This window comes from Bacteroides sp. AM37-9, from assembly GCF_003603455.1.
GTDB lineage: Bacteria > Bacteroidota > Bacteroidia > Bacteroidales > Bacteroidaceae > Bacteroides > Bacteroides xylanisolvens.
Map to the genome: position 1 here is coordinate 22,987 of NZ_QTNF01000007.1, position 15,325 is coordinate 38,311.

General features: G+C 42.4%; 9 protein-coding genes. 7 read left to right on the top strand and 2 right to left on the bottom strand.

Annotation, left to right across the window (positions count from 1 at the left end; all coding sequences use genetic code 11):
- Window positions 1-103 precede the first annotated feature (103 nt).
- Genes DW862_RS06855 through DW862_RS06870 form a run of 4 tightly spaced genes read left to right on the top strand, consistent with a single transcriptional unit; the run spans window position 104 to window position 9,500 of the window.
- On the top strand, window positions 104-3,229 hold the full coding sequence (locus DW862_RS06855) for a TonB-dependent receptor (protein WP_008776101.1): 3,126 nt from the start codon (window positions 104-106) through the stop codon (window positions 3,227-3,229).
- Between the two features lie 11 nt (window positions 3,230-3,240).
- Complete coding sequence (locus DW862_RS06860; RefSeq protein WP_055235792.1) at window positions 3,241-5,037, top strand: RagB/SusD family nutrient uptake outer membrane protein; 1,797 nt, start codon at window positions 3,241-3,243, stop codon at window positions 5,035-5,037.
- A gap of 27 nt (window positions 5,038-5,064) precedes the next feature.
- Entirely contained in the window at window positions 5,065-7,836 is a 2,772-nt protein-coding gene (locus DW862_RS06865) for a SusC/RagA family TonB-linked outer membrane protein (protein ID WP_009039103.1), read from the top strand.
- A gap of 8 nt (window positions 7,837-7,844) precedes the next feature.
- On the top strand, window positions 7,845-9,500 hold the full coding sequence (locus DW862_RS06870) for a RagB/SusD family nutrient uptake outer membrane protein (RefSeq protein ID WP_120067536.1): 1,656 nt from the start codon (window positions 7,845-7,847) through the stop codon (window positions 9,498-9,500).
- Window positions 9,501-9,596: 96 nt separating this feature from the next.
- On the opposite strand, the gene DW862_RS06875 is transcribed toward DW862_RS06870, so the two are convergent.
- Complete coding sequence (locus tag DW862_RS06875; RefSeq protein ID WP_061447846.1) at window positions 9,597-10,073, bottom strand: HU family DNA-binding protein; 477 nt, start codon at window positions 10,071-10,073, stop codon at window positions 9,597-9,599.
- A 298-nt stretch (window positions 10,074-10,371) separates the two neighbouring features.
- On the opposite strand from DW862_RS06875, the gene DW862_RS06880 reads away from it, so the two are divergent.
- Window positions 10,372-11,352 (top strand): Rpn family recombination-promoting nuclease/putative transposase, encoded by a 981-nt coding sequence (locus DW862_RS06880; protein WP_120067537.1) that lies wholly within the window; start codon window positions 10,372-10,374, stop codon window positions 11,350-11,352.
- Between the two features lie 124 nt (window positions 11,353-11,476).
- Here the strand turns inward: DW862_RS06880 and DW862_RS06885 are convergent, their stop codons facing one another.
- Window positions 11,477-12,088, bottom strand: coding sequence for a DsbA family protein (locus DW862_RS06885; RefSeq protein WP_004316803.1), 612 nt, complete (start codon window positions 12,086-12,088; stop codon window positions 11,477-11,479).
- Between the two features lie 337 nt (window positions 12,089-12,425).
- Here DW862_RS06885 and DW862_RS06890 point away from each other — a divergent pair, with 337 nt between their 5' ends.
- Window positions 12,426-14,342: an Ig-like domain-containing domain gene (locus DW862_RS06890; RefSeq protein WP_120067538.1), complete on the top strand. Its 1,917-nt coding sequence runs from the start codon at window positions 12,426-12,428 to the stop codon at window positions 14,340-14,342.
- Complete coding sequence (locus DW862_RS06895; RefSeq protein ID WP_008998202.1) at window positions 14,287-15,162, top strand: DUF3108 domain-containing protein; 876 nt, start codon at window positions 14,287-14,289, stop codon at window positions 15,160-15,162. Before DW862_RS06890 ends, DW862_RS06895 begins: the two co-directional genes overlap by 56 nt.
- The last annotated feature ends 163 nt before the right edge of the window (window positions 15,163-15,325 follow it).

Genomic DNA, 15,325 nt, shown 5'->3' on the forward strand with positions numbered 1-15,325 from the left:
TTTGCGGCGAGTGTTTTTAACAAACCTATTTCAAATTCTTAAATTTATTATTATGAACAAACTAACGAGACTAAAAAGATGCAAGAGGTGCATTAGTACGTTAATGCTTATGTGTTGTTCGCTCTTGGCATGGGCGCAAAATACAGTAACGGGAACTGTATTGGATGAATCCAACTTAGAGGTGATTGGTGCCAATGTAAAGGAAAAAGGCACGGCTAACGGTGCTATTACTGACATGAATGGTGTTTTCCATTTAAAAGTAAGCAATCTTCAAAAAGCAGTTCTGCAAATTTCGTTCATGGGATATGAACCTCAAGAAGTGCCATTAAATGGACGCAAACAACTGAAAATTATTTTAAAAGAAACGGCCAATGAACTTCAGGAAGTTACAGTTGTGGCCTATGGTACACAAAAGAAAGAAACTCTGACAGGAGCTATTTCTGCTGTAAACAATGAGGCGTTGATACGTTCGCCGAATGCAAGTGTGGCCAATTCGCTGGCGGGCCAGATTACAGGACTTTCATCCGTTCAGACTAGCGGTCAGCCGGGGCAGGAGGACCCTAAGGTATTTATTCGCGGAGTGGGTTCCTTAACAGAAAGTGCTTCCTCTCCTTTGATTTTGGTGGATGGTATAGAACGTTCGTTTTATCAAATGGACCCGAATGAAATAGAGAGCGTGACGGTTCTGAAAGACGCTTCTGCTACTGCCGTGTTCGGTGTGCGTGGTGCAAATGGTGTAATTTTGGTGACTACACGTCGTGGTAAAGAAGGTAAAGCGAAAATCTCAGTGAATTCTTCAGTTGGTATCCAGATGCCTACCCGAATGCTTAAAATGGCAGATAGCTATACGTATGCTACTTTGAGAAATGAGATTATAACAAATGATAAGCCAAATGCTACCGAGAACGATTTGGTGTTTAATAATTATGCAGTTGAACGGTTCAGATTGAATGATGAACCTATTATGTACCCCAGTATCGACTGGAGAAAGTACCTGCTTAATAAAACATCTGTGCAAACGCAGCATAACCTTAATATTTCCGGAGGAACAAAGGATATACGTTACTTCATATCTTTAGGTTTCTTATATCAGAATGGCTTGCTGAAACAGTTTGAAGGAGTGGGGTATGATAATAATTATAAATACAAAAGATATAATTATCGCGCGAATTTAGACTTTAATGTAACTAAGACTACCACGCTGAAGATCGGTATCGGCGGGATTGTAGGTAACCGAAATGAGCCGATGATTAATGATGCGACTAATTCGATTTGGACACTGATTAATCAGACAACTCCGTTCAGTAGTCCGGGTGTGATTGACGGACAACTCATAGTTACCCCCGAAGAACGTTTTGATAATAAAATCAATCTGGGCAATAGTGCTTTGCCTAAGTGTTATGGGACAGGTTACTCAACAGCTATTAATAATACGATGAATCTGGACCTTCTGTTGAATCAGAAGTTAGACTTCATAACCAAAGGGTTGTCGGCGGAAATAAAAGGTGCTTATAATACGAGTTATGGCTTTACCAAAAAACGTAAAGGGCAAGTGGAACAATTTATGCCTTTCTATCAATCTTCTTTGGAAGATCCGTCACTTGGTTATGATTCGCCGGATTTCAACAAGAATATTGTTTATAAGATCAAAGGAGAAAATAAGAACTTGCAATATGAGGAAACTTCTTCGCGGGCACGAGACTGGTATCTGGAAGCAAGCTTGAGATATAACCGTAAGTTTGGTTTTCATAATGTCGGGGGATTGTTCTTGTACAATCAGAGTAAGAAATACTATCCCGCTCAGTGGGTGGGAGTACCGTCTGCTTACATCGGTTTTGTAGGCCGTCTGACGTATGATTACAAATCTCGTTATATGGCAGAAGTTAACTTCGGTTATAATGGTTCTGAGAATTTTGCTCCGGGTAAGAGATTCGGTGCGTTTCCTGCCGGTTCCATCGGTTATATCCTGTCGGAAGAGGCCTTCATGAAAAAACAGAAGGTGGTTGATTATCTGAAATTCCGTGCTTCTGTCGGCTTGGTCGGAAATGACAATCTTGGAAATAACCGCTTTTTGTTCTTGCCGGATTCTTATGATGTGAATCTGAGCGGAGTAGACGGGTGGAATAACAATAAGTATGGATTCAACTTTGGTTATAACAGTAAGGCGTTAATTTTGGGTGCATTGGAGAAGCGTTTGGGCAATCCGAATGTGACTTGGGAAACTGCGCTGAAACAGAACTATGGATTGGACGTTCATTTCTTGAAGAGCCGTCTGAAAATCTCTTTGGACTATTTCCTCGAAGAACGTAAGGATATTCTCATCAATCGTAAGACAGTACCTTTATTAACGGGATTGACTTCATCTATTCTACCTGCTGTAAATATGGGTAAAGTGAAAAACCGTGGATATGAGGTAGAAGTGAGGTGGAATGACAAGATCGGGCAGGTTCAGTATAATGTTCAGGCAAACGTTTCCTATTCAAAGAATAAGATTATTTTCCAAGACGAAGTTGAGCCTAATGAACCTTATATGTGGCGGACAGGAAATCCGGTCGGAACACTCTTCGGGTATGTGGCGGACGGTTTCTATACAGAAGCGGACTTCGGAGAGAACGGCAAACTGGTGGCAGGTCTGCCCGATCCGGGTGTGTCTGTGAAGCCGGGTGATGTGAAATACCGGGATTTGAACGGTGATGAGGAAATTACTTCCGACGACCAGACTATTATTGGAAACCCGACTCGTCCGGCTTATACATTCGGATTGAATTATGGTATCAATTACAAAGGCTTTTTCCTGACGATGAACTGGACTGGTGCTGCACAACGCTCTTTGTTGCTGGACGGAGCTTTCAGAGAACCTTTTGGTAATGGTAAAATCCGTGGTTTGATGCAGTTCCATGCAGATACGCGCTGGACACCGGAAACAGCTAATACAGCTACTACACCGCGGTTTACAGAGACAAATGCAGTCTATAATATGCGTTCCTCCTCTTTGTGGGTGCGAGACGGTTCTTATTTGAAGCTGAAGAATGTGACAATAGGATATAACTTCACAGATAAGAAGATGTTGAAGAAACTGGGTATCCAGCAGTTAGGCATAAAACTGACAGGCTATAATCTGCTGACTTTTGATAAGTTTGACATCATGGACCCTGAATGTAATCCGAATAATGCGGATTCTTACCCTATCATTAAAATATATAATTTAGGTATTAATCTAACCTTTTAATAGTGCTGACAATGAAAAACTATAAAAAATATATAGGTTGTCTTTCTCTCTCTGTATTGACACTGATAGGGTGCGAAGACCTTAAATTTGGAGAGAAATTTCTGGATAAGCCGATAAGTAACGAACAGAATATCGATTCTGTTTTTAACAAAAAGGTATATGCTGAGCAGGCACTGGCGGAAACTTATCATTCCCTGCCGGATTATCTGCCGATGCAAGGACGTCTGGGATATGGCGTTCTGGAAATGCTAACCGATCTGGGTGACTGGACGAAAAAGGGAGCGCCTAAATTCTATACAGGAACAGTGGACGGAACAAATACATATCTGGAACATCTTCCATATCGGTTGGATGTCGCCAATACTACGATAGGAGTAGGGCCGGTTTATGGTATTCGAAGAGCCTACATTTACATTGAGAATGTGGATAGAGTGCCGGATATGACTGCGGATGAGAAAGCGATAGGAAAAGCGGAAGCGCAAGTAATCATTGCCTATCATTATTCTCAAATGCTCCGTTATTATGGTGGTATGCCGTGGATAGACCATGCATATACGGCAGAAGATGCGATGAAATTTCCCCGTATGACAGTAGAAGAAACCGTACAGAAGATTGTTGGATTACTGGATGCGGCGGCCTCTGTACTGCCTTGGCAGGTGAATGCAGATAATGACGGACGAATGACGGCTGCTTCTGCTTTAGCGTTAAAGTCCAGAGTGCTTCAGTTTGTGGCGAGTCCTTTATTTAATGCTGAAAAGCCCTATCTGGAAGGAGATGCTTCGTCTCAGTTCCTTACTTGGTATGGCAACTATTCACCGGACAGGTGGCAGAAGGCGTTGGATGCCGGGTTAGAATTTATGCGGGCTAATAAAAAGAACTCAGATGCTTATCAACTGGTGAATACAGGTAATCCCCGCGATGATTTTGCAGCAGGATATTTCAATCGCCATAACGGTGAAGTCTTGATTTCTTCCAGAAGATTCACCACTTATGCTACGGGAAAGCTTCCGTTTGCCCAGGTACGTTATGGAGTTGCTTCTCCTACATTGACTTATGTCGATATGTTTCAGATGAAAGACGGAACAGAATTCGACTGGAACAATCCGGACCATAAAAAATTCCCTTTCTTTGATAAGGACGGAAACCCCAGAAGAGACATCCGCTTATATGAAACGGTTGCTGTGAATGGAGATAAGTTTAGGGGCGCCCAGAAAGTGCAAATTTACGAAGGAGCCACCCAGGCGCCTTATAAAGACGGACGAATGAGTTACAATGGGGTTGCCATGAGAAAATTCATACGGAACTTCAATGACGAAGTGAATGGTAAATTTTATTCTTGTCCGTTGATCCGCCTTCCGGAGGTCTATTTGAATATGGCCGAAGCGATGAACGAATTGAATAAGGCGGAAGTCCGTGATGAGTTTGGTAATACGGCTTATGATTATCTGAATAAAACCAGACTGCGTGCGGGTATGCCTGCGATTTCGGCAACAGATGTTCCGGCCGGCAAACCGTTGCGTGAAGCAATATTACGCGAAAGAGCCATTGAATTCGGCTATGAAGAAGTACGTTATTTCGATCTGGTACGTTGGAAACGCTCAGATATATTTACCGGACAATTGTCACGTCTGATTATTAAAAAAGCGGCCGGTGAGCCAAGCGGCTTTTCTTATACCGTATCTCATGCAATGGCGGAAACGCGTCAGTATGCAAAACCTGAAAAGTGGAACGACAAGTATTTCCTGTTGCCTCTGCCTATAGATGAGATAAACAAGAAATATGGATTGATTCAGAATCCGGGTTGGTAATAATCAAATCGTTGAACAATAAGAAGAATGATTATGAATAAATCACTTTATATCGTAGCTTTCTCGTTGGCGTTTGCCACTACGGGTATAGCGCAAAATAATGAAGGACAAGATAAGGTAATCGATCTGGGCACACAGACGACTACTGAATTACGGAAGACACAGGCTGTCTCTACCATTTATTCGAATGAATTAGATAAAAATGCTGCCACTAGTCCTTACAATGCCATTTATGGCTTGTTGCCGGGATTGAGTGTGATGCAGAACACTAGTTGGGGCACAGATAAATCTCGTCTCAATGTGCGGGGACGCGGTTCTTTGAATGGAGATACACCTTTATTTGTAGTAGATGGTTTTGCACGCCCTCTCGAATATATCAACCTTTCGGAAATAGAATCAATATCCGTTTTGAAAGACGGTGCTGCTACTGCTCTTTGGGGAGGCAGAGGCGCCAACGGAGTGGTATTGATAACTACCAAACGCGGTATATATAGCCAGAAGGATATAAAAGTAGACTATAAGTTTGGTTTAGGCTTCCCTGTTAATCAGCCGGAATTTGCCGATGCTTATACCTATGCCAAAGCCCGTAATGAAGCATTGAGATATGATGGTTTGCAACCGGACATGGATGAGGCTTCTTTCCTGTCCGGAGGCAATAGTGATCTTTATCCGAATGTGGACTGGCAGAAAGAAGCGTTACGCAATCATACAACCAGTCATCAACTGGACATCACTTTCCGCGGAGGTGGCAAGCGGCTTCGTTATTTCAGTGTCCTCAATTACAAAAACGATATGGGACTGCTGAATAGCAAGTACACTGATTATACAGATCGCTATAACTCCCAGATGAAGAAATACTTCCTCAATCTTCGCATGAATCTGGATGTGGATATTACGGACGCGACAAAATTGAAATTGAGTATGCTCGGTATGCTGCGAGAGACCAAGCGTCCCACCACGTCGGAAGCTACTTTGTTTGAACAGATTTTCAACACCCCGTCCGCCGCATTTCCCGTGCAGACACAGAATGGATTCTGGGGCAGTAACAATGTGCTGAAAACAAACCCGATAGCCAATCTGGCGGACGTAGGTTATTATAAACTGAATCAGCGTATGTTGCAGGCGGATTTGCGGTTAGTGCAGGATTTGTCTGTATTGACTCGCGGGTTGAGTGCGGAACTCGCTATTGCTTATGATAATAATGCGACCTATCAGGAAACAGCCAAGAAAAGTTTTATGTACCAGACCATTGAAAAAGGCACAGATGGAGAACCGATTTACACGAATTACGGAAATCCTAACGATGAACTGGAAATCAGCAACAAAGGATTGGCCAATCAATACATACATGCCAATTTTGAAGCGAAGGTCAATTATCACCGGACATGGGATAAACATGATTTTACGGCCAGTGCTATGTTTCGTCAAGAATCAATGACGTTGACAGGGGCTAATAACAGTCGTTACCGTCAATACATCATCGGAACCGCAGGTTATAATTTTGACAACCGTTATATGGTGGATATCGTAGCCAACTGTTTTGGCAGCAGCGTATTGGGGAAGAACGACAAGTATCGTGCATATCCCGCCATTTCTGCCGCTTGGATACTTTCGAACGAGAATTTCATGAAAGAAATTTCCGCTTTTGATTATCTGAAACTTCGTGCTTCTTACGGACGCTCCGGATATGATATTTATGATTATGACATGGATAAGCAATATTGGGTAGGAAGCGGTGCTTACTATTTTCAGGCCGGAAATACTTCTGCCGGAAGTAGCCTGAAGGAAGGAGTGTTGGCAATGGAACAACTGGATTTGGAAGTTGCGGATAAATATAATATCGGTTTGGATATGAGCCTGTTCAAGGGACTGACTTTTTCTATTGACGGTTTTTATGACAAGCGCACTAATATCCTGATTGACGGAAGTGGGCTGATCTCATCGGCAATCGGGGTTACTATTCCGCAGATGAATGCAGGAAAGGTGGAAACAAAAGGAACGGAACTCTCTGCCATGTGGAAAAAGGAATACAAGGACTTCAACTATTATATCGGAGCCAACTTCTCCTATGCCAAAAGTAAAGTCGTAGAAAATGGTGAGGGATATCAGCCGTATGGCTATTTGTCTAAAAAAGGTTACCCTGTCGGGCAGTGTTTTGGCTGGGAGGCTATCGGTTATTTCAGAGATGAGGCGGACATAAAGAGCAGTCCGGTGCAGAAATTCTCGGAAGTACGTCCAGGTGATGTCAAGTACAGAGATCTGAATGGCGATAACGTGATTGACAACAATGACCAGAAGGCGATAGGATATTCCACTGCCATACCGGAGATTTATTATGGCATTAATTTGGGATTTGAATATAAAGGTTTTGGCGTGGATGCTCTGTTTCAAGGAGTAGCCCATTATAGTGTGATGTTGAACACTGCCAGCGTATACTGGCCGTTGAGAAACAACACGAATATTTCCAACTGGTATCTGAATGACAGAATCCGCTGGACGGAAGAAACGAAAGACATCGCAAATGTCCCCCGCCTGACTACGCTGGATAATGCCAATAACTTCAGAAACAGTACACAGTGGTTGGAGAACGGGAGCTATTTCAAACTTCGTAACCTGAATGTCTACTATAACCTTCCTTCCTCTTGGGCGAAGAAAGTGAAAATGGAGAAGATTCAGGTGTATGCGAGAGCTAACAATCTTTTTTCGCTCGATCATGTGAAGTATATGAACTGTGAAGATCTGAAAATCAATTATCCGGATATGACTTCTGTTTATTTCGGGTTGAATATTAACTTCTAAAATGTGAGATGACCATGAGAAAATATATCCTATTATATACAGGTTTGCTATTATCCGTATCGGGGTGTAGCTTGCTCGAATTGGACGAATCGACAGGCTTGGACAGGGAAGAGGCCTATTCCTACTTTAGCAATGTGAAAGGTTTGGCTACCTACGTTTATAGCCAGTTGCCCGGAGATCTCGGAGTGCTCGACGGGGCTTTGAGGGAGTCTGCAACGGATAATTCTGTTTATGTCTGGAGTGATAATAGTGTTCACGACTTTTATAACAATGCCTGGAGTCCCAACAATGCAGTCGATAATATGTGGTCGAAGTGCTATGGAGCTATCCGTTCCGTCAATTCATTTCTTGAAAACTATTCACAGGAAAAACTGGAGCGTTTCCGCTGGAACGACACGTATGAAGAAGACATTGCCAAAGCTACCATGTATCGTGAAGAATTACGGGTGTTGCGAGCTTTTTATCTGTTCGAACTGGCTAAACGATACGGTGATATTCCACTTTTGACACGTACGTATGCTTTGGATGAAATCAACGGCGTGGAAAAGACTTCTTTCAATGAAGTGATAAAATATATCTGTGACGAATGTAGTGACGCGGCCAAAACTCTGCCTGTCAGTCATCAGGACTTTTGGGCGGAGACGGGACGTGTGACCAAAGGTACAGCGTTGGCATTGAAATCCCGTGCTCTTCTTTATGCGGCGAGTTTGTTGCATAATCCCGCACAGGATGCCGATAAATGGAAAGCGGCTGCCGATGCGGCTTATGCTATCATAAAAGAGAACTGGTACAGTTTGCCGAAGACGAATGTAGATCCTCTGTATGACAAGAATGGTGGAAACGATGTATTGAAATCTCCGCAATTAATTTTTGAACGTAGAAATGGGGAAAGCTTTGATTTTGAAGCTAACAATTTGCCCATCAGTTATGAAAAGGGGAAAACAGGCAACGTGCCCACCCAGAACTTGGTGGATGCCTTCCAGATGACTAATGGAAAAGACTTTGACTGGGAACAGATTACACCGGGGCAGAATCCGTATGAAGGCAGAGACCCGAGATTCTATAAAACGGTGCTTTGCAATGGCGATACATGGATGAACTCGACCATCCAGTCTTATGAAGGAGGAAAAGACGGTGCCGGAACAACCGGAGCGACTACCACAGGTTATTATTTGAAGAAGTATATGAATGAGACTGTTTCTCTAGCTCCTTCCAATGAGAAAAAGAAACCGCACCATTTCATCATATTCCGTTATGCGGAAATTCTCCTGAACTATGCGGAAGCAATGGATGCCTGGAAAGACGCTGATTATACGGATAATGACCATCCGTTGTCTGCACGTGCGGCACTGAATCAGGTGCGTGCTGCTGCTGATATGCCTGTCATTACAACAAGCGGCGACGCGTTTACTGAAAGCGTCCGTCGTGAAAGACGAGTGGAACTTGCGTTCGAAGACCATAGGTTCTGGGATATCCGCCGTTGGAAAATCGGTGATAAAACCAAAGCTATTTATTGCATCAAGATCACTATGGAAAACGGCTTGCCTGTTTATAAGAAAGAATTGCTTGAAACACGTAACTGGGATGATAAGATGTACTTATATCCTATACCACAGACTGAATATTATAAGAATCCTAATTTAGGTCAAAATACAGGCTGGTAACTATGACTAAGCGAACCCTAAAAGTTTTTGTCTAACTTTTAGGGTTCATTTTTATGGGAAGAAGTCCTTTTCTATGTGTGGTCCCTTGTTCCAGTTTTATGCTGCAGGATCCGGGGCCTCACCGCTACCGCCTTCGTCCGGATTTTCCGGTTTATTTCCCCCTCCATTTCCGGAAGAGATGCCGCCGTTTCCTTCCGTCTTGTAGATACTTACATTATCCAGCATATCCTTAAATTTATATCCCGGAGTAAATACAATTTTCACTCGACGAACGGTATCGGCATCTACATCTTTTTCTTCATTCTGACTTTTACAGTTCATGCCCGGACGGAAACATCCGAAGTCACCTAATTGCACAGACAATCCTTTGTTGAGGTTCGTGTTCAACGCATCAATCAGTGCGTCAATCACGTGTTTCACTGCGCCTTCGGGAATCATACCGAACATGGATACTTCCTTGCATAAATCTCTGAAATTTACCGTATTGGTAATTACATTCTGTGCTACATACTTTTCAGTCTTTGTTTTGTCAAAGCCGAAAACTCTTTTCTTGACAACATACTTTAATGCCATAGTCTTTCTTCTTTTAATAGTTAGTTAATCTGTTTTATTGTTGTTTTGTGATCACGATGCAAAGATATGGTTTCCGAAATTCATGACCAAGCTGAAAAAGAATTGTGCGTTAATAAATTAGTTAATAAGTAGAATGCTGCTGTATTGGGGAATTTTATGTAAAAAAGATGGAACGGAAGGACTACTTTCACAAGTAATTTCTATATATACTGATAAGGGTTATGATTCTATAATACTTTTGGCTGAAATTTATCCCTTTTATCAATATAATGCTTACCTTTGCTAAAAACGTATTCTTATGGAACAGAAAGACAAATATATTCGTTTTGACTGGGCAATCAAGCGCCTTTTACGCAATAAGGCTAACTTTGGCGTGCTTGAAGGTTTCCTCACAGTATTATTAGGTGAGGAGATCCATATTCTTGAAATTTTAGAAAGTGAAGGTAATCAGCAACGGGAAGATGATAAATTTAATCGTGTTGATATTAAAGCCCGCAATAGTAAAGATGAAATAATTCTTGTCGAAGTTCAAAATACTCGTGAACTCTATTATCTGGAGCGAATCCTGTATGGAGTAGCTAAGACTATTACCGAACATATTGATCTGGGCGAAATCTACTCTAATGTGAAGAAAGTATATTCTATCAGTATTCTTTATTTCGACATTGGACAAGGAAGTGATTACCTTTATCATGGACAGAATACATTCTTAGGTGTACACACGGGCGATCATCTGAAAGTTACTACCAAAGAACAGGGAGCTATTGTTCGTAAGTTGCCTGCTGAAATCTTTCCAGAATATTTCCTTATCCGTGTGAATGAGTTTAATAAAGTAGCTGTTACTCCTCTGGAAGAATGGATCGAATATCTGAAGACAGGGTGCATACGTCCCGATACAAAGGCACCCGGACTTGAAGAGGCTCGTAAGAAACTGGTTTATTATAATATGGATAAGGCTGAAAAGCTGGCATACGATCGCCATATAGATGCGGTAATGATACAGAATGATGTGTTGAGTACTGCTAAATTAGAAGGGCATGAAGAAGGACACCAGCTTGGACTTGAAGAAGGACGACAACGAGGACTTGAGGAAGGCATTAAGGAAGGCATTGAAAAAGGTATTGAGCAAGGCATTGAGCGAGGCATTGAACGAGGTATAGAAAAAGGAATCGAAAAAGAAAAAACAATCACTGCCCGTAAGTTGAAATCTCTCAATCTCCCCGTTGATACTATTATACAGGTTACCGGTTTGTCGTCAGAAGAAATAGAGAAACTCTAATTGTTTTTTGCTATTTTCTTATTTAAGAACTCCTCTTTCTATAGAATATATAAAAATAATTCTGCACTGAACAATTGTTTTTTGTCCAGTGCAGAATTTTGGTCATTCCGCTAATGATTGTAATTTATTCTTCACTTTTCTTTGCGTAAACCACCAGTTTACCCGCTCCATAACGGATCAATAATCCACGTTCGATAAAGGTGTTTAACTCATTGATCGCCCGTTGTTTGTCATGTCCTGTCATTCGGCAATAATCTGCACGGGTCAGGCAGGGAAATTGTTGGAGATGTTTATTGATTAGCTTCAGACATTCTTCTTCACTGCGTCCTTTCCCGTGAGGGCGGGTGAACGATGCTCCGCGCTCCGGTCTCATTTGTTGGGCCACTTCTTTCTTGAACTGTTTGCCTGCCCTGAAATTGATATTTTTCAAGCTGATGGATTGTGCATGCACGTCTTTCTTTTTCATTACGGGAGGTCCTTGTAGAGATACGGAAAAATATCCGATGTCACCCAGTTCTACAATCCATCCGTTTGCAAGCAAATCTCGCAATTCATTTTGGAAAGACTGCATGGCACCTACCAGTAGGCTACGGCTTATTCCCGTGAATTTGTGAACACGATCCAGAAATTCTTCCTGATCGATCGTTCCGTTGAAAACAACACGGGGATGAAGCGGTTGTTCTTCGCCTTTCTTCTGAATGTCGGGCGTGTCGTAAAGGTCGTAATGTATACTCATAATCAGAATTGTTTTATATCGGCACTTTTATCTATCCGATTGCCTGCGCGGATTTGTTTCATTCGTTATTCTTACTTCGTTTGACTATAGTTTCCCTTTCGTATGATTATAGTTATACGAAAGGGAGACTATGGTTATCTTTGCGGAACACTATAGTGGAACGAAAAAAGATTAGGCAACAAAGGTAATCTCTTTAGGCAATAAAACTAATTATATTAGCAGGAAAAAAATAAAAACGTCGCAAATATTGTTTATTACCTTAAGTCACCCTTTCCTTTTTTAATAAATTAGCTAGAAAGTGTGGTATTTATTGAATAAGAACGCTTATTTTTGCAGCATGTTACAATTTGAGAATCAAAAGATAAAACAAATAGTTCGCAAGGTGCTTCCGGTAGTAACGCTGGGGGTGATGTTATATTCCTGCGCCAGTATTGGACGGCCGGACGGTGGACCATACGATGAGACGCCGCCCCGTTTCATCGGCAGCACTCCGGAGGCGGGGGCTTTGAATAATAAAAGGACTAAAGTCTCTTTGATGTTCGACGAGTTTATTAAGCTGGAGAAAGCGACCGAGAAAGTCGTTGTTTCCCCTCCCCAAATACAGCAACCGGAAATCAAGGCTTCCGGCAAGAGAATACAAGTCAACCTGCTCGACTCTCTGAAACCTAACACGACCTACACGATTGACTTCTCGGATGCAATTGTCGACAATAATGAAGGTAATCCGTTGGGTAACTTTGCATTTACGTTCTCTACCGGTACGGAAATCGATACGATGGAAGTAGCAGGTACGATGCTCGATGCCTCTAACCTGGAGCCTATTAAAGGTATGCTTGTCGGACTACATTCCAACCTGAACGATTCGGCTTTCAACAAATTGCCTTTCGACCGTGTGGCACGTACGGACAGCCGTGGGCGTTTCTCTATCCGGGGTATAGCTCCCGGCAAGTATCGTATCTACGGTTTGATGGATGCCGACCAGAACTTCACTTTTAATCAGAAGAGCGAGATGATCGCTTTCCATGACTCGTTGATTATCCCTCGTATGGAAGAACGTATCCGCATGGATACGGCTTGGGTGGATTCATTGACTTATGACACGATTGTTGAGAAGAAATATATGCATTATTTGCCGGATGATGTCATCCTCCGTGCCTTTAAGGAACTCAATTATTCGCAATACCTTATCAAGTCGGAAAGACTGGTTCCGCAGAAGTTTACGTTCTATTTTGCAGGTAAGGCAGATACTTTGCCTGTATTGAAAGGCTTGAACTTCGATGAAAAGGATGCTTTTGTTATCGAAAAGAATCAGCGGAACGACACCATCCATTATTGGGTAAAAGACTCCCTGCTCTTTAAGCAGGATACGCTGGCCATGAGCCTGACTTATCTTTATACGGATACATTGAATCAGTTAGTGCCCCGTACGGATACGCTCAACCTCGTTTCGAAGCAGAAATATAAGAAAGAGGAGCCGGATAAGGACAAAAAGAAAAAGAAGAAAAAGAAAGGTGAAGAGGATGAACCCGAACCGACAAAATTCTTGCCGGTAAATGTCGGTGCTCCTTCGTCAATGGATGTATATGGTTCTATCTCTTTGAGTTTTGAAGAACCGATAGCCAGTTTCGATACTGCGGCCATCCATCTACGGCAAAAGGTAGATACGCTCTGGAAAGATATACCATTCGACTTTGAACAGGACTCTGTGAATCTAAAGAGGTTCAATCTGTATTATGATTGGGAGCCGACACTGGAATATGAATTTTCGGTAGACTCGACTGCGTTCCATGGTATATACGGATTGTTTACAGACAAAATAAAACAAGGGTTCAAGGTGCGTAGTTTGGAAGAATATGCCAAAATCACGTTTGTGGTGACGGGAGCGGAACCTAATGCTTTCGTTGAACTGTTGGATGCGCAGGATAAAGTGGTACGCCGAAGAAGAGTAGAGGAAGGAGGTTATGCCGACTTTTATTACTTAAATCCCGGTAAGTACTCCGCCCGGTTGATTAACGACCGGAATGGAAACGGTGAATGGGATACCGGCAATTTTGAAAAAGGGGTGCAGCCCGAAGAGGTGTATTATTATAATCAGATTTTAGAGCCGAAAGCCAACTGGGATCTAGAACAAAGTTGGGATATTCATGCAGTTCCGCTGGATAAGCAAAAGCTGGATGAACTTAAAAAACAAAAACCAGATGAAGACAAGAAGAAAAAGGATCGGGAACGAAATAGTCAGAACCGCCGTCGTTAGCGTTCGACGCAATTTTATTATCGGATTAGTGGCCTTACTGATGGGAGCTTTCGCCCTCCCAGCCAGTGCTCAATGTGAAGCGAAGAATGATGCGTTTCAATCCGGCGAACACGTAATGTATGATTTATATTTTAACTGGAAGTTTGTCTGGGTGAAAGCCGGACTTGCCAGTCTGACGACGAATGCTACTACTTATCATTCACAACCTGCCTACCGGATTAACCTGCTTGCTTTGGGCAGTAAACGGGCGGATTTCTTTTTCAAGATGCGCGATACGCTGACTTGTGTGATCGGTGAAAAACTGGAACCGCGCTATTTCCGCAAAGGTGCCGAAGAGGGAAAACGTTACACGGTCGATGAGGCTTGGTTCTCTTATAAGGACGGTCTTTGCCTGGTAAATCAGAAGCGTACTTACCGGGATGGGGCGTTTAATGAATCTGAAGATAGTGATAGCCGCTGTATATACGATATGTTGAGCATTCTGGCGCAAGCGCGTTCTTACGACCCTGCAGATTATAAGGTGGGAGACAAAATTAAGTTCCCGATGGCTACGGGCCGTAAAGTGGAAGAGCAAACGCTTATCTACCGTGGGAAAGAAAATGTAAAAGCGGAGAATGGAGTTACTTACCGTTGCCTGATCTTCTCATTGGTAGAATATGATAAGAAAGGAAAAGAAAAGGAGGTGATAACTTTCTTCGTAACGGACGACTTGAACCATCTTCCTGTCCGCCTGGATTTATTCCTGAACTTCGGTTCGGCAAAAGCATTCCTGAATAATGTGACGGGTAACCGGCATCCGCTGACTTCTATCGTTAAATAGATATAGAGAAAAAACGAAGGCATATCAGAAGTAAATTGACCTGCCAACCTGTTATTTTTTAGACGCGGATAACGCGGATGACACGGATTTATTATCTTCTTATCCGTATCATCCGCGTTATCTGTGTCTAAAAGGTATACTTTTAAAAGTGTTGATGCACCTT

Excerpts from the sequence above, each read along its gene's own strand:
- DW862_RS06855 (WP_008776101.1), top strand. The coding sequence starts at position 104 with ATGCTTATGTGTTGTTCGCTCTTGGCATGGGCGCAAAATACAGTAACG.
- DW862_RS06860 (WP_055235792.1), top strand. The coding sequence starts at position 3,241 with ATGAAAAACTATAAAAAATATATAGGTTGTCTTTCTCTCTCTGTATTG.
- DW862_RS06865 (WP_009039103.1), top strand. The coding sequence starts at position 5,065 with ATGATTATGAATAAATCACTTTATATCGTAGCTTTCTCGTTGGCGTTT.
- DW862_RS06870 (WP_120067536.1), top strand. The coding sequence starts at position 7,845 with ATGACCATGAGAAAATATATCCTATTATATACAGGTTTGCTATTATCC.
- DW862_RS06875 (WP_061447846.1), bottom strand. The coding sequence starts at position 10,073 with ATGGCATTAAAGTATGTTGTCAAGAAAAGAGTTTTCGGCTTTGACAAA.
- DW862_RS06880 (WP_120067537.1), top strand. The coding sequence starts at position 10,372 with ATGGAACAGAAAGACAAATATATTCGTTTTGACTGGGCAATCAAGCGC.
- DW862_RS06885 (WP_004316803.1), bottom strand. The coding sequence starts at position 12,088 with ATGAGTATACATTACGACCTTTACGACACGCCCGACATTCAGAAGAAA.
- DW862_RS06890 (WP_120067538.1), top strand. The coding sequence starts at position 12,426 with ATGTTACAATTTGAGAATCAAAAGATAAAACAAATAGTTCGCAAGGTG.
- DW862_RS06895 (WP_008998202.1), top strand. The coding sequence starts at position 14,287 with ATGAAGACAAGAAGAAAAAGGATCGGGAACGAAATAGTCAGAACCGCC.